General features: G+C 61.6%; 24 protein-coding genes. 21 read left to right on the top strand and 3 right to left on the bottom strand.

The window, feature by feature from the left end:
* Positions 1-37 precede the first annotated feature (37 nt).
* From AC1Z36_RS15140 to AC1Z36_RS15100, 9 genes are all read left to right on the top strand, one after another.
* Positions 38-499, top strand: a complete 462-nt coding sequence (locus AC1Z36_RS15140) for a hypothetical protein (RefSeq protein WP_133832960.1) — start codon at positions 38-40, stop codon at positions 497-499.
* A 135-nt stretch (positions 500-634) separates the two neighbouring features.
* Positions 635-886 (top strand): hypothetical protein, encoded by a 252-nt coding sequence (locus AC1Z36_RS15135; protein WP_133832959.1) that lies wholly within the window; start codon positions 635-637, stop codon positions 884-886.
* A 97-nt stretch (positions 887-983) separates the two neighbouring features.
* Positions 984-3,974 carry an FtsK/SpoIIIE family DNA translocase gene (locus AC1Z36_RS15130; RefSeq protein WP_105661875.1) on the top strand — a complete coding sequence of 997 codons (2,991 nt, stop codon included), beginning with the start codon at positions 984-986 and terminating at the stop codon, positions 3,972-3,974.
* Between the two features lie 5 nt (positions 3,975-3,979).
* On the top strand, positions 3,980-4,582 hold the full coding sequence (gene pgsA, locus AC1Z36_RS15125; RefSeq protein WP_133832958.1) for a CDP-diacylglycerol--glycerol-3-phosphate 3-phosphatidyltransferase: 603 nt from the start codon (positions 3,980-3,982) through the stop codon (positions 4,580-4,582).
* A gap of 10 nt (positions 4,583-4,592) precedes the next feature.
* A complete protein-coding gene (locus AC1Z36_RS15120) occupies positions 4,593-5,075 on the top strand; it encodes a CinA family protein (protein WP_105661877.1) in 483 nt (160 codons plus the stop codon).
* Positions 5,076-5,271: 196 nt separating this feature from the next.
* Positions 5,272-5,685, top strand: a complete 414-nt coding sequence (locus AC1Z36_RS15115) for a helix-turn-helix domain-containing protein (protein ID WP_105658240.1) — start codon at positions 5,272-5,274, stop codon at positions 5,683-5,685.
* A 111-nt stretch (positions 5,686-5,796) separates the two neighbouring features.
* On the top strand, positions 5,797-6,021 hold the full coding sequence (locus tag AC1Z36_RS15110; protein WP_483561437.1) for a DUF3046 domain-containing protein: 225 nt from the start codon (positions 5,797-5,799) through the stop codon (positions 6,019-6,021).
* A gap of 241 nt (positions 6,022-6,262) precedes the next feature.
* Positions 6,263-7,315: a recombinase RecA gene (gene recA, locus AC1Z36_RS15105; RefSeq protein ID WP_105658167.1), complete on the top strand. Its 1,053-nt coding sequence runs from the start codon at positions 6,263-6,265 to the stop codon at positions 7,313-7,315.
* Between the two features lie 98 nt (positions 7,316-7,413).
* The gene (locus AC1Z36_RS15100; protein WP_133832957.1) at positions 7,414-8,202 is read left to right on the top strand and encodes a regulatory protein RecX; all 789 of its coding nucleotides are present in this window, start codon (positions 7,414-7,416) and stop codon (positions 8,200-8,202) included.
* Here the strand turns inward: AC1Z36_RS15100 and AC1Z36_RS15095 are convergent.
* Entirely contained in the window at positions 8,196-8,519 is a 324-nt protein-coding gene (locus AC1Z36_RS15095; protein ID WP_146112308.1) for a hypothetical protein, read from the bottom strand. The genes AC1Z36_RS15100 and AC1Z36_RS15095 overlap by 7 nt on opposite strands.
* Positions 8,520-8,678: 159 nt before the next feature.
* Here AC1Z36_RS15095 and miaB point away from each other — a divergent pair, with 159 nt between their 5' ends.
* The 3 genes from miaB to dapF are packed head-to-tail and all read left to right on the top strand — an operon-like array spanning position 8,679 to position 12,083.
* Positions 8,679-10,208: a tRNA (N6-isopentenyl adenosine(37)-C2)-methylthiotransferase MiaB gene (miaB, locus tag AC1Z36_RS15090; RefSeq protein WP_133832955.1), complete on the top strand. Its 1,530-nt coding sequence runs from the start codon at positions 8,679-8,681 to the stop codon at positions 10,206-10,208.
* A gap of 4 nt (positions 10,209-10,212) precedes the next feature.
* Positions 10,213-11,115 carry a tRNA (adenosine(37)-N6)-dimethylallyltransferase MiaA gene (gene miaA / locus AC1Z36_RS15085; RefSeq protein WP_133832954.1) on the top strand — a complete coding sequence of 301 codons (903 nt, stop codon included), beginning with the start codon at positions 10,213-10,215 and terminating at the stop codon, positions 11,113-11,115.
* Between the two features lie 32 nt (positions 11,116-11,147).
* The gene (gene dapF / locus AC1Z36_RS15080; RefSeq protein WP_133832953.1) at positions 11,148-12,083 is read left to right on the top strand and encodes a diaminopimelate epimerase; all 936 of its coding nucleotides are present in this window, start codon (positions 11,148-11,150) and stop codon (positions 12,081-12,083) included.
* Between the two features lie 69 nt (positions 12,084-12,152).
* Here dapF and AC1Z36_RS15075 read toward each other — a convergent pair whose 3' ends face one another.
* Positions 12,153-12,758 carry a class I SAM-dependent methyltransferase gene (locus AC1Z36_RS15075; protein ID WP_105658161.1) on the bottom strand — a complete coding sequence of 202 codons (606 nt, stop codon included), beginning with the start codon at positions 12,756-12,758 and terminating at the stop codon, positions 12,153-12,155.
* Positions 12,759-13,177: 419 nt separating this feature from the next.
* Here AC1Z36_RS15075 and hflX point away from each other — a divergent pair, with 419 nt between their 5' ends.
* The 3 genes from hflX to AC1Z36_RS15060 all read left to right on the top strand — a co-directional run bounded on the left by hflX (position 13,178) and on the right by AC1Z36_RS15060 (position 17,921).
* Positions 13,178-14,746: a GTPase HflX gene (hflX, locus tag AC1Z36_RS15070; RefSeq protein ID WP_483561436.1), complete on the top strand. Its 1,569-nt coding sequence runs from the start codon at positions 13,178-13,180 to the stop codon at positions 14,744-14,746.
* Positions 14,739-16,736, top strand: a complete 1,998-nt coding sequence (locus AC1Z36_RS15065; RefSeq protein ID WP_105658159.1) for an ATP-dependent DNA helicase — start codon at positions 14,739-14,741, stop codon at positions 16,734-16,736. Before hflX ends, AC1Z36_RS15065 begins: the two co-directional genes overlap by 8 nt.
* A 105-nt stretch (positions 16,737-16,841) precedes the next feature.
* Positions 16,842-17,921 carry a glycoside hydrolase family 76 protein gene (locus AC1Z36_RS15060; protein ID WP_133832952.1) on the top strand — a complete coding sequence of 360 codons (1,080 nt, stop codon included), beginning with the start codon at positions 16,842-16,844 and terminating at the stop codon, positions 17,919-17,921.
* Positions 17,922-17,977: 56 nt separating this feature from the next.
* On the opposite strand, the gene lexA is transcribed toward AC1Z36_RS15060, so the two are convergent.
* Entirely contained in the window at positions 17,978-18,697 is a 720-nt protein-coding gene (lexA, locus tag AC1Z36_RS15055) for a transcriptional repressor LexA (RefSeq protein WP_105658157.1), read from the bottom strand.
* A gap of 258 nt (positions 18,698-18,955) precedes the next feature.
* Between lexA and AC1Z36_RS15050 the strand changes: the two genes are divergently transcribed.
* The 6 genes from AC1Z36_RS15050 to priA all read left to right on the top strand — a co-directional run bounded on the left by AC1Z36_RS15050 (position 18,956) and on the right by priA (position 22,693).
* A complete protein-coding gene (locus AC1Z36_RS15050; protein ID WP_105658156.1) occupies positions 18,956-19,309 on the top strand; it encodes a LysM peptidoglycan-binding domain-containing protein in 354 nt (117 codons plus the stop codon).
* Positions 19,310-19,390: 81 nt separating this feature from the next.
* Positions 19,391-20,497 carry a histidinol-phosphate transaminase gene (locus tag AC1Z36_RS15045; RefSeq protein ID WP_105658155.1) on the top strand — a complete coding sequence of 369 codons (1,107 nt, stop codon included), beginning with the start codon at positions 19,391-19,393 and terminating at the stop codon, positions 20,495-20,497.
* Positions 20,498-20,519: 22 nt separating this feature from the next.
* Positions 20,520-21,140, top strand: coding sequence for an imidazoleglycerol-phosphate dehydratase HisB (gene hisB / locus AC1Z36_RS15040; RefSeq protein ID WP_013348471.1), 621 nt, complete (start codon positions 20,520-20,522; stop codon positions 21,138-21,140).
* Positions 21,141-21,776: an imidazole glycerol phosphate synthase subunit HisH gene (gene hisH / locus AC1Z36_RS15035; protein WP_105658154.1), complete on the top strand. Its 636-nt coding sequence runs from the start codon at positions 21,141-21,143 to the stop codon at positions 21,774-21,776.
* A gap of 2 nt (positions 21,777-21,778) precedes the next feature.
* Positions 21,779-21,928, top strand: a complete 150-nt coding sequence (locus AC1Z36_RS15030) for a hypothetical protein (protein ID WP_166650645.1) — start codon at positions 21,779-21,781, stop codon at positions 21,926-21,928.
* 27 nt (positions 21,929-21,955) lie between these two features.
* Entirely contained in the window at positions 21,956-22,693 is a 738-nt protein-coding gene (priA, locus tag AC1Z36_RS15025; protein WP_105658153.1) for a bifunctional 1-(5-phosphoribosyl)-5-((5-phosphoribosylamino)methylideneamino)imidazole-4-carboxamide isomerase/phosphoribosylanthranilate isomerase PriA, read from the top strand.
* The last annotated feature ends 63 nt before the right edge of the window (positions 22,694-22,756 follow it).

Below are 22,756 nucleotides of genomic sequence, written 5' to 3'. Positions count from 1 at the left end.
AGTAGCAAATAGCGCCTGTTCGTCCTAGGCTGTAGCCATGAATGGGAAAACTTCAAGGACCGTGGCCTCGATGACCCGAAGCATGTTCGCGATCGCTGCAGGGGTGGGCATGGCGCTCGGTGCGCTGGCGGTGCTCTGGATGTTCTGGCCGATCCGCGGGGACGGCTATGGCAGCGGTCTGGGTGATCTCGGCCTGCCCTTGGCCTACGGCGCGCTCGCAGGAGTGCTGATGGGGCTTGTCTGCTGCAGCGGTGCGTATGCGGCCATTGAGATCCAGGCCATGGGGAACCAGCCGGCCACGGCTGCCAGGCAATCGGCCGCTGCCGGAATCGGCGCGGTCCTCGCGGCACTGCTTCCGGCGTTGGCCATAGCCGCGCTGGGCCTGGGCGAAATCGATCCGGCCCCGTTCCTAGGCACGGCCCTGGGGTTCCTGGCAGTGTGCTTTGCCTCGGGCTTCGCTATCCTGGCTGGGCTCAACCGCTGCGCGGCCCGCGGCTGAGGCCATCCGGGCTCCGCGGCCAGGCGCTGGCTGGATCTTGGCTGGAAGCTGCTGGCAGTGCAGGGCGTGCTGTGGCACTTTTGGAAGCGGGCGCTTGGCCCAAGCGCCGGGGACGAAAGCAGACCAGGAGTGCAAATGAAGATCAAGAGCCATCTCGCCGCATGCGCCGTGGCCGGCCTGCTGGCCGGGGCGGTGGGGCTGGCCGGAATTCCGGGGGCCCACGCCAGCGGCACGACCTACACCCAAGAGGTCTCCAGCGCCGCTACCTGCGCCATGATGGAAACCGCCACGGTGGATGCCTTCAAGGCGTCCGGGTACGAAGTCGGCAGCCACGCCTGCCTGGAAGGCAATGGCCGCTACACCTTGGTGATCGAGTACTCGCAATAGTTCCCGGGCGCCACGTGACGATTATCTAGCTGCTGGCGCACCCCGTGCAGACGTGTAAATTCTGGGTGCATCCAGCCGGGGGCGATACCCTTGGAGTATGGCCCCACGTACCCAGTCTCAGGGGACGAAGAAGACCGCGGCGCGCAAACCCAAGGCGCCTGGCTCCTCGTCCTCCAAGAAAACGCCCGAGAACCCGGATGCGGAACTCGCCCTGCCGCTGCGCGCAATACGCAGCGTGTGGATGGGCATTGCCCGGATCTTCGGCGGCGCATTCCGCCGCATCGGCGGAACCGTCAAGCCTGACTACGAGCTGCGCCGCGACGGCACCGGACTGTTCCTCGCGCTGATCTCGATGATCGTCGCGATCATCGAATGGTGGGGCCTGCGCGATGCGGGGTGGTTCGGCACCGGCGTGCACGCGGTCGCCGGCGGCACCCTGGGCTTCATGGCCGTGCTGCTGCCGGTGATCTTGTTCATCGGCGCCTTCCGGCTCTTCCGCTACCCGGAGGCGGTCACCGCGAACAACCGCATCGGCATCGGCCTGCTGATCATGACGCTCTCCGGCTCGTCCATCGCCTCGCTGGCCAACGGCTCGCCAGCGGTCTCCGACGATTTCCAGGCGCTCTGGAATGCCGGCGGCATGGCCGGTTCCATCCTGGGCACCCCGCTGGGCCTGCTGATCTCGGTCCCGGGCGCCATGGCCGTGTTCATCTTCCTGGTGGTCATGTCCATCCTGATCGTCACCGCCACGCCATTTACGCAGATCCCTTCGCGCGTGCGTTCGGGCTACAACCGCCTGCTCGGCCAGGACCCGGATGCACCCCGTGCCGCCCGCCCCACGGCCGCAGTGGAACTTGATCCAGCCGGCGAGGACCATGACCAGTCCTACCTCTACCCGCAGGACGAGGCTCCGGCCCCCGCTGCCAGGAAGAAGAAGCCCGGCTTCTTCGAACGCCGGGCCGCGGCCGCCCGCAAGGTCACCGAGGTCTACGACGTGGACGGCGGCGAGCACGCTGAACGCCCCGGCGATGTCGCCTACGACAAGGCGGTCATCGGCCAGGATGATCCTGCCGAACAGTCCACCGGCGCGATGCCTGCCGTCAACCGCAACTCCGGCAAGATCTTCGACGCCGACGAGGCCGCCACCCAGGCCATCGCCCGCCCGGACTTCGAGTCCGCCGCCGCCCCGGCCCAGGAAGACACCGCCACGGTTGCCATCCCGAAGCCCTCCGGTCCTCCGCCAGGGGTCAAGCGCCCGACCAAGGCCGAATCCGAGATGGCCGAGATCATGGCCAATATCGGGCTGAAGGCCGAGCCCGAGGCCACCACCTCCGCGATGGACCAGGTCTCCTCGCGCGCCGCCGGGCTCTCCGCATCCCCGCAGGCGCCGATCCCGGCACGCAGCGAGCAGCTGCAGCTCTCCGGGGATGTCACCTACACCCTGCCCGAGGAGCACTACCTTCCTGCCGGCCCGCCGGCCAAGGAAGCATCCGAGGCCAACCAGGTGGTGGTCGACGCGCTGACCAACACCCTGCAGCAATTCAAGGTCGACGCGAAGGTCACCGGGTTCTCCCGCGGGCCCACGGTGACCCGCTACGAGATCGAGCTGGCCCCGGGCACCAAGGTGGAGAAGGTCACCGCGCTGTCCAAGAACATCTCCTATGCGGTGGCTTCCTCGGATGTGCGCATCCTCTCGCCGATTCCGGGCAAGTCCGCCATCGGCATCGAGATCCCGAACACCGACAAGGAAGTCGTGGCGCTGGGCGATGTGCTGCGCAGCTCCAATGCCCGCAAGACCGAGCACCCGATGGTGATGGGCGTGGGCAAGGACGTGGAAGGCGGCTTCGTCGTGGCCAACCTGGCCAAGATGCCGCACCTGCTGGTGGCAGGCGCCACCGGCGCGGGCAAGTCCTCGTTCGTGAACTCGATGATCACCTCGATCCTGATGCGCTCCACCCCGGACGAGGTGCGCATGGTCATGGTCGACCCCAAGCGCGTGGAGCTGACCGCCTACGAAGGCGTGCCGCACCTGATCACCCCGATCATCACCAACCCGAAGAAGGCCGCCGAGGCACTGGGCTGGGTGGTCCGCGAAATGGACACCCGCTACGACGATCTGGCCAACTTCGGTTTCAAGCACATCGACGACTTCAACAAGGCGGTCAAGGCCGGCAAGGTGCACCCTCCGGAGGGTTCCAAGCGCGTGCTCAAGCCCTACCCGTACCTGCTGGTGATCGTCGATGAGCTCGCCGACTTGATGATGGTCGCCCCGCGCGATGTCGAAGAGTCGATCGTGCGCATCACCCAGCTGGCGCGTGCCGCCGGCATCCACCTGGTGCTGGCCACCCAGCGCCCCTCGGTGGATGTGGTCACCGGCTTGATCAAGGCCAACGTGCCCTCGCGCATGGCCTTCGCGACCTCATCGGTCACCGACTCCCGCGTGGTCCTGGACCAGCCCGGGGCCGAGAAGCTGCTGGGCCAGGGCGACGCCCTGTTCCTGCCGATGGGCACCTCCAAGCCGATGCGCGTGCAGGGCGCCTGGGTGACCGAATCCGAAATCCACCGCGTGGTCGAGCACGTCAAGAGCCAGCTGAAGCCCGAGTACCGGGAAGACGTGATCCCGGCTGCCGAGAAGAAGAAGCAGATCGATGAGGACATCGGAGACGATCTGGATCTGCTGCTGCAGGCTACCGAGCTCGTGGTCACCAGCCAGTTCGGCTCCACCTCGATGCTGCAGCGAAAGCTGCGCGTGGGCTTCGCCAAGGCCGGACGCCTGATGGACCTGATGGAATCGCGGGGCGTTGTCGGCCCTTCCGAGGGCTCCAAGGCCCGCGATGTGCTGATCCAGCCCGATGACCTGCCCATGGTCCTGGCCGCGATGCGCGGCGATGACCCGGCGACCAGCACCCCGTCGGCCACCGAGGCCGCGCTGGTGGCCGAAGCCAACGTGAACCACGCCGAGCCGGTCACCGACTATGCCGAGGACCTGGTTGCCAAGGATCTGGAAGATCGCCCGCAAGCCGTCGACTACTTCGATGGCTCCGACGAACCTGGCGAAGACGCCTGGGACCTGACAGGAAGAAACTGAAACCCATGAGCGAGCAAGCTGGCCGCAGTGCCCAGCCACCGGTACCGACGCTGAATATCGCCAACGTGCTCACTACCATCCGCATCATCATGGTGCCTTTCTTCGTCTGGGCCCTGATGGCCGATAACCACGAGCAAGGCCTGTGGCGCTGGGTCGCGCTGGGACTTTTCGTGGTGGCCATGTACACCGACAAGCTCGACGGGGACCTGGCGCGCAGCCGCGGGCTGGTCACCAACTTCGGCAAGATCGCGGACCCGATCGCCGACAAGCTGCTCACCGGTTCGGCGCTGGTTTGCTTCTCGATCCTGGCCGAGCTGCCTTGGTGGGTCACCATCGTGATCCTGGCGCGCGAATGGGGCATCACCTTGCTGCGCGTGGTGGTCATCCGCTACGGCGTGATTGCCGCGAATATGGGCGGCAAGATCAAGACCGTGTTGCAGGCCATCGTGATCGGCCTGTACCTGCTGCCCTACACCCACACCATTGACTGGCTGGGCACCGTGGCGTGGTACCTGATGCTGCTGACCCTGGCCGTCACCGTGGTCACCGGACTGGAATACCTGGTCAAGGCCGGCCAGCTGGCAGCCGCGGCCAAGAAGCAGAAGTAGGGCCGGCACCATGAAGCCCCAGGCACCCGAGGTGATCGCCAAGGCCATTGAAGGCGATGTGCAGCTGGCTACGGCCGAATCGCTGACCGCTGGCATGATTGCCGCGCGCCTGGCCGAGGTGCCCGGCGCCTCGGCGGTGCTGCGCGGGGGAGTTGTCAGCTATTCCTCGGCGGTGAAGTCATCGCTGCTGGGCGTCGACGAGATGCTGCTTGCCTCCAACGGATCGGTGGATCCCGAGGTTGCCCGGCAGATGGCCGTAGGGGCGCAGCGTGCCTGCGGTGCAGACGCGGCGATTTCTGCAACCGGGGTCGCTGGACCGGACCCGCACGATGGCAAGGCGGTGGGAACCGTGTATATTGGGTGGGCCATGGGCGCTGACTCGGGATCCGAAGTCCACCACTTCGTGGGAGACCGGGCACAGATCCGCGAGCAGAGCACCCTGGCGGCACTTCACCAGTTCGCTGCCATCTTGGATAAAGCTTCTTCACAGTAAGACGCGAAATACTCTTCTTCCCGAGATGTTACGCAAAAATCACGGCATATGTGGCGTAGGTCGCATTTAAGTGATTAGGGTGAATGTACGGGAACAAAATCGTATGACCTGTCGTTGTACGAATTGCAGGGCCGCAAGGATGGCCCCCGTATTTGATTAGATCTTCGAGATGGACCTAGGAGCAGAGGCTAAATTCATGGTCAAGCAACCCGTAACTGTCAATGGTGTCGTCCGTTGGCGCGATATGGGAGAAGCCCATATGGTCCAGCCCGAGAAGGAGGAGCACAAAATGGTAGTACTCCGTCATGAAATCGGCGATGTTCTGCGCGACGTCCGTCAGCGCCAGGGGCGTACCCTTCGCGAGGTTTCGCATAGCGCACGTGTTTCCCTTGGCTACCTGTCCGAGGTTGAGCGTGGCCAGAAGGAAGCCTCTTCGGAGCTGCTCTCCTCGATCTGCGTGGCGCTGGAAATCCCATTGTCCCTGATGCTCCGTGAAGTATCCGAGCGCGTTGCCCTGGCAGAGGGCATTGCTATCCCGGATACCGTCCCTACGGATATGGCCAACGAGTTTGCGGCCAAGAGCGGCAACAAGCCATTGGCCTCGGTCTAGAACCAAATTTTTTAGGGCTACCGCTACTCAGTAATCGAGACTGCCGGCAGCCGTGCAAGGAGCCTGCGCGAAATGCGTGGGCTCCTTGCCTATGCGTGGGAGAATAATTAGGTGAAAATCAGCGATTTCTGGCGCAACATGGAAAACGAGTTCGGCGCGCGGTACTCCCACGTGCTGGCCGATTCCATGGCCCTTACCGAACTTGGCAGCCTTACCGCCGCGCAGGCGCTGGACAAGGGCATCAAGCCCAAGCAGATTTGGAAAGCCCTGTGCAAGGCGCAAGACATTCCGGCCGAACGCTGGCTTGGCGTGGATATCGAGCCGAAGGAATCGTAGCGATTCCGTTCGAAAGTCCCGGCACTGGATCTTCGAACACGCCGTGTTGAATTTCGAACACCTGTTCGGATAGGGTTATCCTAGAAGCAACGCAGGAAACTGCACCAAGAACTTAAGCACTGAGACTGTCCACACTTGAGGGCTATCGGAGTCCAAAGTGTCGGTGGGCAAGCATACTGTCTATTGCAGGACAAAATTCATGAGCAAGTACGTAGCAGGCTTGCAAGAGCAAAGGTGAACCATGGCAGCAAAAAATGATCGGGAAAAGGCGCTAGAGGCTGTCCTGGGCCAAATCGACAAGGCCTACGGCAAGGGCTCGGTCATGCGCCTGGGCGATGAAACCCGTGCACCCATTGAAGTAATTCCTACCGGTTCGGTTGCCTTGGATGTCGCCCTTGGCATTGGCGGCCTGCCACGCGGCCGCGTGGTTGAAATCTACGGCCCTGAGTCCTCGGGTAAAACCACGGTTGCCCTGCATGCAGTCGCCAGCGCGCAGAAGGCCGGCGGCGTTGCGGCTTTCATCGATGCTGAGCACGCGCTTGATCCGGAATACGCCAAGAAGCTGGGCGTCGACACCGACGCACTGCTGGTCTCCCAGCCGGATACCGGTGAGCAGGCCCTGGAAATCATGGATATGCTCGTGGGCTCCGGCGCTCTGGATATCATCGTCATCGACTCCGTGGCAGCACTGGTTCCACGCGCCGAAATCGAAGGCGAAATGGGTGACAGCCATGTCGGCCTGCAGGCCCGCTTGATGTCCCAGGCTCTGCGCAAGATCACCGGCCGCCTCTCGGCCTCGAAGACTACCGCAATCTTCATCAACCAGCTGCGTGAAAAGATTGGCGTCTTCTTCGGCAGCCCGGAAACCACCACTGGTGGCAAGGCGCTGAAGTTCTACGCTTCGGTTCGCATCGACATCCGCCGCATCGAGACCCTGAAAGAGGGCACCAACGCGGTCGGCAACCGCACCCGCTGCAAGGTCGTCAAGAACAAGATGGCTCCTCCTTTCAAGCAGGCTGAATTCGACATCCTGTACGGCCACGGCATCTCCCGCGAAGGTTCGCTCATCGATATGGGTGTCGAGCATAACCTGGTCAAGAAGTCCGGTGCCTGGTTCACCTACGACGGGGACCAGCTGGGCCAGGGCAAGGAAAACGCCCGCCGCTTCCTGCGCGACAACCCGGATCTGGCCGACGAACTCGAGCGCCAGATCTTGCAGAAGCTCGGCGTTCTGCCACAGGAAGAAGTTGAAGAAGACGAGACCGAACTGCGAGTCGTCGAGGGCGATAAGTAGTGGCCCCAGGCTTCCAGCGACGTAGCGTCCGACCCGGAAAGAATTCCGGGTCGGACGCTACGTCCGTTTCCAAAGAGTTCCAGGGGGATCCCGAGGACATGCCGGACTGGGCAAAACCCAGCCCGGAAGAAGTGGAAGCACAAGCGGCTGAGGAATCAGCTAGGCGGGAACGCGCCGCCCGGCGCGCCGCAACCCCAGCCATGCCAGCGGGCAGCACCTCCCGCACCATTGCCAGCTTCCCGGAGGAATCCAGGAAACCGGGCAGTGTTGAAGAGCTGCGTGCGGCGATGGAACAGATTGTTGCCGCGCCCGCACCGGCCAAACCCTCGAAGCAGGAACGCCGCGAAGCACGCGAAGCGAGAAAAGCGGCGCGCGAAGCCGGGGAGCCTGAAGAGCTCAGCGATGACCAGTGGCGGGAAAAGGCGCGTGGCATTTTGCTGCGCCAGCTCGCAGCCAGCGACAAGACCGCGAAACAGCTCAAGGACAAGCTTCTTGACAACCAATGCCCTGAGGATATCGCTGATGAAGTCATCGACCGGTATGCCGAGATCAATCTCGTTGATGATGAACGCTTTGCGAAGTCGTGGGTAGTTGCCCGCGCGCGCTCGCGCGGTTTGGCCCGTGGGGCGATCAAGCGCGAGCTGCGCACCAAGGGCGTAGACGATGAACTGGCCGCTGAAGCGCTTGAGCAGATTGATGATGAGGCCGAGGAGCAGCGGGCCCGTGAACTGGTTCGCGCGAAACTGCGCCCGGAATCCATGGGCGCAGATCGGGATAGGGCATTACGCCGACTAGTAGGGATGCTGGGGCGTAAAGGCTACAACGGCGGCTTGGCCTTCAAGGTCGCGCGCGAAGAATGGGAAGAGCGCTTCGGTAGCCGCTACTGATTGCGCTTCGGATCCTGGGCAGGTGCTTTGCTGCGGCGTCCAAGCCAATCGTCAATGCCCTGGTATGCCCACAGGATCAAGGCGGCGATCCCGGCAAGCACCGAGCCAACACCGATATTGAACAGCAGGTCATCGGTCTCGTGGTCCATCGGCGGGAGGAGGCCGATGGCGATCGGGATGGCGAAAAGGAAAAGTGCGGATATTCCGGCCATCCAGATATGGAAGACCTTCATGCCGCGTGACAAGCGCAATGGGCGGGATTTCTCGGGTTCCGGTTGTGGGCGGGGTGAATGGTTTTCCACGGAAATCTCTCTCATAGGCCGAATTGGCTAGTTGATAGTCTAATTCAATCCTAACCCTTCCGAGGGAAGCGGTGAATCCGGCGATTAGCGGGCACGCGCTGCGAACAGCACGCAGGAGCGCGTCCCAAGGTCACCTGTATTTCAGCAGTACCCAATCTTCGGTAATCTTGAAGAGTGACTGAGCAACATACCTTGAGCAACATAGGCAGTGGAGAACTACCCCGTACCTATGAAGTACGTACCTTCGGCTGCCAAATGAACGTGCACGATTCCGAGCGGCTCTCCGGTCTCCTGGAAGATGCGGGCCTAAGCCGCAAATCCGAAGAGCTGGCCGAAGAAGCAGCCGACGTCGTCGTCTTCAATACCTGCGCAGTGCGTGAAAACGCAGACAACAAGCTCTACGGGCATCTGGGCCTGCTGAAGAACCTGAAGGCCGAACGCCCCAATATGCAAATTGCCGTCGGCGGGTGCCTTGCCCAGAAGGACCGGGACACCATCGTCAAGAAAGCCCCATGGGTAGACGTGGTGTTCGGCACGCACAATATCGGTTCGTTGCCTACGCTGCTGGCCCGCTCGCGCCACAACCAGGAGGCGCAACTGGAGATCCTGGAATCACTGGATGTCTTCCCATCCACCTTGCCGACTCGGCGCGAATCCGTGTACGCAGGCTGGGTCTCCATTTCCGTGGGTTGCAACAATACCTGCACCTTCTGCATCGTCCCATCCTTGCGCGGCAAGGAGCGCGATCGCCGCCCGGGCGAGATCCTCGCCGAAATCCAGGCCCTGGTCGATGATGGGGCCATCGAAGTGACCCTGCTGGGCCAGAACGTGAATTCCTACGGCGTGGAATTCGGAGACCGCTTGGCCTTCGGCAAGTTGCTGCGCGCTTGCGGCGAAATAGAAGGACTCGAACGCGTGCGCTTCACCAGCCCGCACCCAGCGGCCTTCACCGATGACGTCATCGATGCCATGGCCGAGACCCCGAACGTGATGCCGCAGCTGCATATGCCGCTGCAGTCCGGCTCGGACAGGGTGCTCAAGGAAATGCGCCGCTCCTACCGGTCCAAGAAATTCCTGGGCATCCTGGAAAAGGTTCGCGAACGCATCCCGCATGCGGCAATCACCACCGACATCATCGTTGGCTTCCCGGGCGAAACCGAAGAGGACTTCCAAGCCACCCTCGACGTGGTTGAAGCGTCGCGATTCTCCTCGGCATTCACCTTCCAGTATTCCAAGCGGCCGGGAACACCGGCAGCCGAACTTAAAGACCAGCTGCCCAAGGCCGTGGTCCAGGAACGCTACGAGCGACTGACCGCGCTCCAGGACCGCATTGCCAAGGAAGAGAATGCGAAGCAGCTGGGCCGTACCGTAGAAGTGATGGCCACCGAGCAGTCCGGACGCAAGTCCGGGGAAACCCGGCGCCTGTCCGGACGCTCGCAGGACCAGCGCCTGGTGCACTTCTCTGTGCCTGACGGAGCCCAAGCCCCGCGCCCAGGCGATCTGGTCACCCTGCCTATTACCGAAGTGGCATCATTCCACCTGATTTCCGATCCCACCGCTGACCAGTACTCCCTGCGCCGTTCGCGTGCCGGGGATGCCTGGGACCGTGCCCAAGCCGAAAGCTGCGGGGTACCTTCCCCAGCTGCGAACGGTTCCATCGGCCGCACGAGCTTGGGCATGCCAACCTTGAAAGTGCGTAGCTAAGTACATGACCAATTCGAACCTGCCGGTCATCGCCATCGTCGGCCCCACCGGCACCGGCAAGTCAGATTTGGCTATTGCCCTGGCCCGGGAACTGGGCGGGGAAATCGTCAATTCAGATGCCCTGCAGTTCTACCGCGGCATGGATATCGGCACCGCGAAGCTGCCGGTGGATGAACGTGGCGGCATCGAGCATCATTTGCTCGACACCATGGCCATCACCGAGGAAGCGTCCGTCGCGGCCTTCCAAGCCCAAGCCCGCGACCACTTCGCCCGAATCCAGGCCCGCGGCAAGATTCCGGTGATGGTCGGCGGCTCTGGACTGTATGTACGCGCAGCACTTGACGTCATCGATTTCCCGCCGACGGATCCCGGGGTCAGGAAACGGCTGGAGGCTGAGGTCGAGGCCGAAGGCGACGGACCCCTGCGCCGCCGATTGGCCGAGGTGGACCCGGTGTCAGCTGGGCGCAACCTGGATTTGCGCCGCGCGATCCGGGCCCTTGAAGTCTACGAGATTTCCGGGCGGGCCTTCAGCTCCTTCATGCCGCAACGCGAGTATGCCGCACCGGCAATCCAGATCGGTTTGAACTATGACCGGCATGCATTGCACGAAGCCCTGGAGGCCCGCGTGCACAAGATGGATGCCATGGGATTAGCCGAAGAAGTCGCAGGACTTCTTGAACAAGGATTACGCGAAGGCAAGACCGCTTCGCGTGCCATCGGGTACCAGCAGTACATTGACTACTTGGATGCGCTGATCACCCGAGCCGAAGCCATCGACCAGACGATCATCGCCACGCGCAAGTTCGCGCGACGGCAGATCACCTGGTTCAATGCAGACCAGCGGGTCAACTGGCTGAACCCGATCGAACCGGGACTGCTGGAAAAAACGCTGAAGATCATTGGCTAGCCAACATACGCAGGAAAACTCTAGGAGCATTGATGTACCGCACCGAACTAGGACAGCTGGCTGGACAACATTTTGCCAAGGGCCACGCTACCGGCAACGACTTCGTACTGGTTGCAGACCCTGAAGCAAAGCTCGACATCACCCCCGAACAGGTAGCGGCCCTGTGCCATCGCCGCTTCGGCATTGGCGGCGACGGGCTCATCCGTGCCGTGCCAACCTCCAAGGTTCCGGGATACGAAGAGCAGTTCCTGGAGAACCCCAAGGCCTACTGGTTCATGGATTACCGGAACAACGACGGTTCCATCGCCGAAATGTGCGGCAATGGCGTGCGTGCCTTCGCGCACTACCTGATTGCCGAGGGGCTGGTGAGCCTCCAGGTGGGGCAAAGCTTCCAAATCGGCAGCCGTGCAGGGGTCAAGGAAATTACCCGCCTGGTCGATGGCTACGCAGTGAACCTGGGTCCTTGGGGCCTGATCTTCGAGCAGGACGCGGCCGAAAAATCCGTGGACTCCATGGTCAAGCCGCGTGGCTGGGAACAGGCCCTGCCGGCCTTGAGCATCACCATGGGCAATCCGCACACCGTTGTGGCGTTGCCCGATGCCCGAATGCTCGAAGAATTGGACCTGTTCCAGGCACCAGAGGTATCTCCCGTTCCTGCCCACGGCACCAACGTGGAATTCGTGGTTCCATCCGAACCGCTGATTGAAGAAGACGGAGTTGCCCAGGTCCAGATGCGCGTCCATGAACGCGGGGTAGGCGAGACCCTCTCTTGCGGTACCGGTGCCTGCGCGGCTGCAGCTGCCGTACGCTACTGGGCGCGCAGCACCGCGCTGATCAACCAGTGGGCTGTTGCGGTGCCAGGCGGCGTGGTCGGCGTTGAATTCCGCGGCAATGCAAGCGGCGGAGAAGATACGATCCTCAGCGGCCCCGCGGATCTGGTGGCGCGCGGGATCCTCGGTGCGCAGTAGAACTGATCCGGTTCTTCGCAGAACCGCAGATTGGCTCGGCTAGCGGATCTGCGGTTTGCCTTCGGTCCTCTAGGCCGGGCGCGCTACCTTCAGCACGCGGAAGGCCTTGGCGGTCGCTTCGCGGGTGATCTTCCACTCCGAGGGAAGCTGCTCAACCAGCCACTTCTGCAACGAGTCACTGCCAAGGTTCTTCTGCACCACCATCCAGGCCTCGCCGCCCGGCGCCAAACGGGGCAACCACAGCATCAGCAGCTCATGCAGGGCATCCTTGCCGATGCGAATGGGCGGGTTGGACCAGATGGTGTCGAATTCCAGGTTCGGATCCACGGATTCAGGAGTGCCGACAACAACGTTGGACAAGCCCAACGCCGTGGCGTTCAAGCGGGCCAGATCGATGGAACGCTCATTGACGTCGACGCCGTAGACCTCGGACTGCGGGGACTGCTCGGCAGCGGCCAAGGTGATGGGCCCCCAGCCGCACCCGATATCCAGGATGCGTCCGCGAGGGGCCGGCACGTACTGCAGCAATACCGCTGTGCCCTTATCCAGCCCGGCAGGGGAGAAAATGCCGGAGGCCGTCTGCACTTTGCGCAGCGAGCCATTGAGCTCGACTTCGATGGTGCGACGTTCGTCTGCCGAGGCCGGGCTGGCGGTGAAGTAGTGATCCGAGGTCATAGGCAAAGTTTATCGCCCAGTACGGTTACCCCAAAGAACAGGGTCTCCAACGTGAGCAAAGCGATATAGGCACGACACGATATCACTGATAGAGTTTTCCCTATGACTTTCATTTTCGTCTAATACGTAATCCTCTTGGTTACCCGCGATTCCACGAGCTGGCCGTGCACTTCTTGCGCGCCCACCTGCATGAATCAGCAGACAGCAAAGTCATTTCCCCTTCTTGGCAGTTCTTCTTTTTGGAACCCCGCATTCGCCTTTGCTCACCGGTAACCATGCATTCACCTGTCTGCTCATAGACCTTTACTCCTTGCAAAGGACCACGAATGTTTGATGAACCAACCGAAACTGAACGCGCCACGTCGCAAAGTGGGGCCCACCCGCACTATTCTGGAAAGCGAAGTACTTCTAAGGAGACCATGACTAACTCCGAGTCACACGAGCACGATTCGGCATCTATGGATGATGCCCAGATCCAGGCCGCCATCGATCGAATCCTCGCAGCCGACGATGCGCAGAGCCCGCAGGTCCAGCACTTCGGCGAAGAAGAGAGTTCCATCTTCGCCGGGCAAGCCTCTGCACTGAACCGTTTTTCCTCCGGCCTCACCCATTTCGACGGGGACCAGGAAGATTTGGACGACCGCCGTGCGCTGCGCCGCGTCGCAGGCCTGTCCACGGAACTGGAAGACGTCACCGAAGTCGAGTACCGCCAGCTGCGCCTGGAACGCGTCGTGCTGGCTGGCATCTGGAGCGACGGCACCGTCACCGACGCCGAGAATTCTCTGCGTGAGCTCGCCGCTTTGGCAGAGACCGCCGGCTCGGAGGTCCTGGACGGGCTGGTGCAGCGTCGCAGCAAGCCGGACCCATCGACTTTCCTCGGCTCGGGCAAGGCTGAAGAGCTGCGCGGAATTGTTGCTTCCACTGGCGCCGATACCGTGGTTGTCGATGCAGAGCTGGCTCCTTCGCAGCGTCGCGCCTTGGAGGATATCGTCAAGGTCAAGGTGATCGACCGCACCAGCCTGATCCTGGATATCTTTGCGCAGCATGCCCAGTCGCGAGAGGGCAAGGCGCAGGTTGAACTGGCCCAGCTCGAATACCTGCTGCCGCGCCTTCGCGGTTGGGGAGAATCGATGTCCCGCCAGGCCGGTGGCCGCGTGGGTGCCGCCGGTGGCGGTATCGGTTCGCGTGGACCGGGTGAAACCAAGATTGAAATGGACCGCCGCCGCATTCGCGACCGCATGGCGAAGCTGCGCCGCGAGATCAAGGCCATGAAGCCTGCGCGCGAAGCCAAGCGTGCCAACCGCAAGCGCAATGAGGTTCCGGCCGTAGCCATTGCCGGCTACACCAACGCTGGCAAGTCATCGCTGCTTAACCGACTGACCAACGCCGGTGTGCTGGTGGAGAACGCGCTGTTCGCTACCCTGGACCCGACCGTTCGCCAGTCGGCGACCGAAGACGGGCTGACCTACACCCTGGCCGATACCGTGGGATTCGTTTCCAACCTTCCGACCCAGCTGGTGGAAGCCTTCCGTTCCACTTTGGAGGAAATCGCCGATTCGGATCTCATCCTGCACGTCGTTGACGGGTCCCATCCGGATCCCGAAGGGCAGATCCAGGCCGTGCGCACCGTGCTCGGCGAAGTCGACGCGTTGAACATCCCAGAGATCATCGTGGTGAATAAGGCTGATGTGGCTGATCCGTTCGTTATCGAACGCATCCGCAACAAGGAATCCAACACTGTGGTTGTCTCTGCGCATACCGGTGAAGGCATCCAGGAGCTGCTGGAAAAGATCAGTTCCTCGATTCCACGCCCCGGAGTCCAGCTTGAGCTACTCATTCCCTACAACCGGGGGGATTTGATCGCCAAGCTGCACCAGAGCGAATCCGAGATCCTGGAAAGCGAACACCTGGAGGAGGGCACCCGGCTGATCGTCAAGGTGCGCGATTCCTTTGCTGCAGAGTTGGAGACCTTCAACCTTCATGGATAAGCAAGAGCAGGCCCTGGGGCTCCTGGAGGCCGCGGTCACTTCCATGGGCGGCGCCATGCGCACCGGCCAGCAGGAAATGGTCAAGCACGTGGTCAGCGCGTTGGAAGACGAAAAGCATTTGCTGGTGCAGGCCGGTACCGGAACGGGCAAGTCCATGGGCTACCTGATTCCGGCACTGGCCCACGCGCAAACCAGCGCCAAGCCAGTGATCGTCTCCACCGCGACATTGGCGCTGCAATCGCAGATTGTCGGCCGTGACGTACCGCGATTACTCGACTCGCTCAAGGGCAAGCTCTCGCGCCCGATGGATGTCGCGCTGCTCAAGGGGCGCTCGAACTACCTGTGCCAGTACAAGCTCGGCGGCGGATACCCGGATGACGAAGGCACTCTTTTTTCCATGGACGAGCCGGCAATACCTGCCGGCACAACTTACTCGCCGCTGGCTAGCGAAGTAATGAAACTGCGTGAATGGGCCGAAGAGACCGACACGGGTGACCGCGATGAACTGGTGCCCGGGGTTAGTGACAAGGCTTGGAAGCAGGTCTCGGTTTCGGCCATGGAGTGCCTCGGCTCGCAGAAGTGCCCGATGGCGGACGAATGCTTCTCGGAAATGGCGCGTGCCCGTGCCGCCGAGTCCGACGTGGTCATTACGAACCATGCGTTGCTGGCGGTTTCGGCCTTCGAGGGGCTTTCGGTTCTCCCGGACTTCGAAGTCGCGATCATCGATGAGGCCCACGAACTGCAAGATCGCGTGACCAGCTCGGTTTCGGGCGCGCTCTCCTCGCGCATGGTGCTTACCGCCGCTGGCGGTGCCAAGCGCCATTGCGGTATCAATGCGGATGAGATGGTCAAGGCCGCAAACCGCCTGGAAAAGTCGTTGACCGGGTTGCCGACAGGCTTGCTGGAACATGGTCTGCGCGAAGACATGGGCATTGCCCTGAACGACATCGTGGAGCAGGCCCGGCTGGCTCTGGCGCTGTCCAAGCCCGAAGCCAATGCACCGGCCGATGGCGGCCGCCAGACTGCCCGCTCCCAGCTGCAGGCAGTGATGGATGATGCGATTCGCATGCTCGAATCCGAAGAACGCCGCGAGGTCCTGTACACCACCCGTCCGCGGGAGTTTGTCGAAGGCCGGGGCTACGTCGAGGCCGATGAGAGCCAGCCTGCAACCTTGAACGTGGCACCGTTGTCGGTGGCCGGCAAGTTGCGCGAGGGCCTCTTCGACGGGCGCACGGTCGTATTGACCAGCGCCACCTTGGCCATTGGCTCGCAGTTCGACTCGGTAGCAGGCTCCTTGGGCCTGATGGGCGCCGGCGCTCCATCATGGACCGGCGTAGATGTTGGCAGCCCTTTCGATTACCCCAAGCAGGGCATCCTCTACGTGGCCAAGCACCTGCCCAAGCCAGGACGCCAACTGGCGGCGGAGACGCTGGATGAGATCGAAGATCTCATCAAGGCCTCCGGTGGCGGCGCCTTGGCGCTGTTCACTTCCAAGCGTTCCGCCGAGGAAGCGGCAAGCATCTTGCGCGAGCGCCTGGACGTGGAAATCTTGTGCCAGGGTGAAGCCAGCATGAAGTCGCTGGTCGAACAGTTCAGCAGCGAACGCGACACCTGCCTGTTTGGAACCATGACCTTGTGGCAGGGCGTGGACGTGCCAGGCGATTCTTGCCGGCTGGTCATCATCGACAAGATTCCTTTCCCGCGCCCGGATGATCCTATCTCCAAGGCCCGTTCCGAGGACGTGGCCAAGCATGGCGGAAATGGCTTCATGCAGGTTGCCGCCACCCATGCGGCGATTCGCCTGGCCCAGGGTGCTGGGCGCTTGATTCGTTCGGTCGGGGATAAGGGCGTTGTGGCGATCCTTGATTCGCGCATGGCCACGGCGCGGTACGGCAGCTTCTTGAAAGCTACCCTGCCGCCGATGTGGCCGACTGTCGATAAGAAGGTCATCACTGGTGTTCTCAAGCGATTGAACCCGGGCGGGAAATAGCCGCGGCCAGAGTATGAACTTGAGCTGTCCTTCGGGACAGCTCAAGTTCTTTAACCGGTACCAGCATGATGCTTCCAGATGCACTAAGGTCTGTGACAAGAACTGATGAAGCTCGAATCGGAAGGCACCATGGAGTCCATGCAGGAATTGGCGCACCAAGCCGCGATCGACACCCACCAGCGGTTCGGGCATCGCCTCATGGGGTTGCCCGGAACGTGGATTGGACAGAGCTACAGCAAAGCGCATCGGTTGCGCGACGGAAGCATGCTCAGCAATCTCAATGGTTTCGCGCACCCGCTTGCGGAGTGGAACTATTGGTGGCAGGCGCACTATCTGGATGCCATCATCGATGAGGGCCGATCGTACTGGGACGAAGGCAACGAACACCGGGCGCGCGAAGCGCTTGCCCGGGCCAACGGCCTATTGCGCGGCATTCGAATTCGAAACTTCGGGATCTTGCCCAACTACTTCTTCGACGACATGGCTTGGCTTGCCCTGGCCAGCGGCCGCCTGTCAGAGTTCACGCAGCTGGTGACGGGACACAGGAGCCGTCCTGCCGAGGCGGCAGTTCGGACGCTGGGACGGCAGCTCCATGCCGGCATGGATGGGGTGCTGGACGGCGGCCTGTACTGGTCCAGAAAGCGGGATTTCAAGAACACGCCAGCCAACGCGCCGGCGGCACTGTTCTTTGCCCGTACCGGGGAGAAAGAGACCGCGCGAGAGCTTCTCCAGTGGCTGGAAAAGAATCTGTTCAGCGTGGAGCGAGGACTGTATCTGGACGGACTTCGGTTGACCACGCAGGGACACGCCGTGGAACCAGCGGTCTACACCTATAACCAGGGCCTGGTGCTCGGGGCATTGCTTGAGCTTGGCGAGCCTGCTGATCTGGCTCACGCTAAAGTACTGATCGATGCCACCACGAAATCGCTGTCAACTGCTGCCGGGGTCCTCTCGTTCAACAGCGGGGGAGACGGCAACCTGTTCGCGGGGATACTCTGCCGATATCTGGCCCTCGCCGGTAATGATGTCCGCATAGAAGCCCGGAGCCGGGAGCAGGCCAGGAGGCTGGTCATGGCAACGGCGCGCCATCTGGCTGACCAGGAACCACGCCGGCTTTCGGCGGCAATCCAACGCTGGATGATCTTCTCGGCGGCCGCTCAATTCGAGCTGAACGCCGGCCAATAGCGGGTTAAACGAGAATTGCGCTGGTGCCAAGCACCGGCGCAATGACCGTACGTATTCTAGAGCGAGCGCATCACCGAGACGACGCGTCCCATGATCGTTGCGGCATCACCCAAAATTGGTTCGTAGCGCGAGTTCTGCGGAAGCAGCCAGGTATGCCCGTCACGCTGCCGGAAAGTCTTTACCGTGGCTTCTTCATCGAGCAGGGCAGCTACGATGTCGCCGTTGTCCGCCGTCTGCTGGCGGCGGACAACTACCCAGTCGCCATCGCAAATCGCAGCGTCAACCATTGAATCGCCGGAAACCTTGAGCATGAACAGTTCGCCGTGGCCTACGAGCTGACGAGGCAACGAGAAAACATCTTCGACGGACTGTTCGGCAAGGATCGGACCGCCGGCAGCGATACGGCCAACCAGGGGAACCATGGTGGTGTCAGCGGAAGTGCTCAATTCAATGATCTTGGCGTCTTCGCTGGCATCTGGCTCGACCGGCTTCGAAACTTCGGCCTTCTCGGCGTCTTCGGCCAGCTGCAGAGGCAGCAGGATTTCCATTGCGCGCGGACGGCGTGGATCTCGACGGATATAGCCGAGCTTTTCCAGCTGGCTCAGCTGGTGGGTGACGCTCGAAAGGCTCTTGAGCCCTACTGCGTCACCAATCTCACGCATCGATGGTGGATAACCGTTCTTGCCGATTGACCGCTGGATCGTCTCCAGGATCTTCTTTTGGCGAATCGTCAGCGAACGTGCATTCGATCGGGGAGTGCGTTGTGAAGCTGACATGAGATTTTGCCTTCCCTAGCAATCATTCGAAAGTTCGTAAGTCCAAACTGTCGGCGCTAGATGGTGAGATGTTTTCATTGCTCGTCTACTTCGAAATCTTAGTAGATAAGCGAGCTTCTTTCAAAGATTTGTTCGAAAACTTCTGGACAAGTTCCGCAAACCTCTGTTAGAACAGATATACGAGGTTCGAATAAGTTTTCGAATCTACGCTTTCGAATACAAATTCGCATCACTTGAATTTCTTGAGGAGACAAAGTCATGGCAACCGTCGCACTTGACTCAAATCAGACCCAGGCACCACTGAAGATCCGCATCAACCGTCGCGGATGGGCCGTGCTTGTGGGTATGCCCATTTTCGCACTCACCATCGCCGCAGCTTTCTTCATCTCCATGTTTGCCTCTGACGCGCATGCCGCAGCCGATACTCCTGTTGGAGTCGGAACCGTTGATGTCACCGTTATTCCAGGGGATACGCTGTGGAGCCTGGCCCGGGATTACGCCACCGGTTACGACGTGACCTCGGCAGTGGGCCACATCGCCGAACTCAATGCCCTGACCGGCAGCGAAATCCAGGTTGGCGAAACCTTGTCGATTCCGGTCCTTGCCGGCTAGCTTCCCCAGCCTGCTTCGAGTTTGTTACCTGTGGCCGTAGCGGATTCACCGGCAGGCGCGCTGCGCACGTAGACTTGATGCGTGAATGACCGCAGTGAACTTTTGAGTCAGCTGCCCTTGCGTGAGAATCTCCGCGGGCTATCCCCTTATGGCGCACCACAAATTGACGTGCCCATCCAGCTGAACGTCAACGAGAACACCCATCCGTTGCCACCGACAGTCGTCGATGCCATTGCACAAGAGGTGGCCAAGGCGGCGGCAATGTTGAACCGGTATCCGGACCGCGAGTTCACCGAGCTTCGCGAACTCCTAGCCGATTACCTCGGCCACTCGCTCACCAAGGACAATATCTGGGCCGCTAACGGTTCCAATGAAATCCTGCAGCAAATCCTGCAAGCCTTTGGCGGCCCCGGCCGTGCCGTGATGAGCTTCGGCCCAACCTACTCCATGTACCCGCTGCTTGCCAGTGGTACTGACACGAAATATATCGCCGGTGAACGCGCCGCAGATTTCACGTTGTCCGCCGATTCCGCAGCCGCACAGGTTCGCGAGCACAAGCCGAACATCGTTTTCCTCTGCTCTCCGAATAACCCCACCGGCACGGCCCTTGGCCTGGACGTCATCACCGCGGTATATGAAGCCATGAGCGAGCATAACGGCATGGTGATCGTGGATGAGGCGTACGCCGAGTTCTCCTTGGCCAGCACCACCTCGGCGCTGAGCCTGCTCGAAGGCCGCCAGCGGCTGATTGTCTCGCGCACCATGTCCAAGGCTTTCGGCCTGGCCGGTGCGCGCGTAGGCTACCTGGCCGCTGCGCCAGAAGTCACCGATGCCATCCGCTTGGTGCGACTGCCGTACCACCTGTCGGCAGTGACCCAGGCAACCGCCATCGCGGCCTTGAAGAACATCGAGTTGCTGTTGGCCCAGGTCGAGGACATCAAGTCCCAGCGGGACCGCATCGTCGCGCGCCTGAAGGAACTTGGCCTCAAGCCATCGGTCTCCGACTCCAACTTCGTCTTCTTCGGTGGCGTCGAAGACCCCCACAAGATTTGGGAAGGCCTGTTGGAAGCCGGCATCATCATCCGCGACAATGGAATCCCGGGAACCTTGCGTGTTACGGCAGGAACCGAATCGGAAACCACAGCCTTCTTGGAACGACTTGCCGAACTGCTCGGCTCGCAGAAGTAATCAAAGACAAGCGAAGGAAGACATGTCTGCCGAATTGATTGGCGCACGTCGCGCCCGCATGGAACGCGTGACCAGCGAATCGTCCGTATTCGTTGAACTGGACCTCGATGGCACCGGTGTCTCTGAGATCAGCACCTCGGTGCCGTTCTACGACCACATGCTGACTGCGCTATCCAAGCATTCGCTCATCGATCTCACCGTGCGTGCAACCGGCGATACCCACATCGACGTTCACCACACCGTCGAGGACACCGCGATCACCATTGGCGAAGTACTGCGCGTGGCACTGGGCAACAAGGCCGGCATCCGCCGCTTCGGCACCTCCTACGCTCCACTGGACGAAGCCCTGTCCCGTTCGGTAGTCGATGTGTCGGGCCGGCCATACCTCGTGCACTCCGGCGAGCCTGCGGGCCAGGAATACCACCTGATCGGTGGTCACTTCACCGGTTCGATGACCCGTCACGTCTTCGAAGCCATCACTTTCCACGCACAGATCTGTGCTCACATCGAGGTGCTCTCGGGTCGCGACCCGCACCACATCGTTGAAGCGCAGTTCAAGTCCTTCGCGCGCGCATTGCGCGAAGCGGTAGAGCGCGATGAGCGCATGGGCGACAAGATCCCATCCACGAAGGGTGCACTGTAAGTGGAAAAGAAAACAGTAGTTGTCCTGGATTATGGGTCCGGCAACGTCCGCTCCGCTGTGCGCGCTTTGGAAGCCGCCGGTGCCGAAGTGGAACTGACCGCAGATCCGAAGAAGATCGTGGCCGCCGACGGCCTGGTAGTCCCCGGTGTTGGCGCCTACGCCTCGGTCATGGAGCAGCTGGCCAAAACCGGTTCCCTGCGCTGGATCGGTCGCCGCATTGCCGGGGGCCTGCCGGTTTTGGGTATCTGCGTGGGACACCAGGTCTTCTTTGAAGAAGGCGTGGAACACGGTGTGAAAACCGAAGGCATTGGCGAATGGCCGGGCAAGGTTGAACGCCTGCAGTCGGATGTCATCCCGCACATGGGCTGGAACACGGTACGCCCGCCGGAAGGATCCAAGCTGTTCGCCGGCATCGAGGGTGAACGTTTCTACTTCGTGCACTCCTACGCTGTTCAGAAGTGGGAATTCGACGTAACCCAGCCAGCGATGACCCCGCCACAGGTGACCTGGTCGACGCACGGAACGCCCTTCGTGGCCGCCGTCGAGAACGGCCCGCTATCGGCAGTGCAGTTCCACCCGGAGAAGTCCGGGGACGCTGGCGCGCAGCTGCTTCGCAACTGGTTGGGGACGCTCTAGGCATGTGGACCCTTATTCTGGGCGTTGTCGGGGCCTTCCTGATTGGCGGAGCCATTTCGCTGAAGAGCCAGAAGGCCCATATCTCATGGATCATCGCGCTGTGGGTACTTGCAGGCCTGAGCCTGATCGCAGCCTGGTCCTTGACCTACTAATCACATTACTTCTTCACTAAGGACATCATGAGCGAGCAACCAATCCTCGAACTTTTGCCTGCAGTAGATATCGCTGGCGGACAGGCAGTGCGCCTGGTCCAGGGCGAAGCCGGTTCCGAGACCGGATACGGCGACCCGCTGGAAGCTGCGCTCTCCTGGCAGAACGCCGGCGCTGAATGGCTGCACCTGGTCGACCTGGACGCAGCCTTTGACCGTGGCAGCAATGTTGAGATTGTCCAGCGCATTGCCAAGGAACTGGATATCAAGGTCGAGCTCTCCGGCGGTATCCGCGATGACGCTTCACTTGACCGGGCCCTGGAATTCGGCGCTACCCGCGTCAACCTCGGAACCGCCGCGCTGGAGAACCCGGAATGGACCAAGCAGGCCATTGCCCGCCACGGCGACAAGATCGCCGTGGGCATGGACGTGCGCGGAACCACCTTGTCCGGCCACGGCTGGACCAAGGACGGAGGCGACCTGTGGGACGTTCTGGCCCGCCTCGAAGATGCCGGATGCGCCCGATACGTCGTCACCGACGTGACCAAGGACGGCACCCTGCGCGGACCGAACGTTGAACTATTGCGCGAAATCGCTGCCAAGACCAGCAAGCCGATTGTCGCCTCGGGCGGCATCTCCTCGCTCGAAGACCTCCGGGTCTTGCGCGAGCTGGTTCCAGAAGGCATCGAAGGAGCCATCATGGGCAAGGCGCTGTACTCGGGCCAATTCACCTTGCAAGAAGCGCTCGATGTAGCAGGTCGCCGCTAGGCCCCATGCTGCAGCAGGGAAAGACGATTCAGAAGCTCGCGCTTTTGAATCGTCTTTTTTTAT

This window comes from Glutamicibacter sp. BS14 (genome assembly GCF_056934375.1).
The sequence above is the reverse complement of the archived record's forward strand: the minus strand, read 5'-3'. Positions and strand labels throughout refer to the sequence as shown.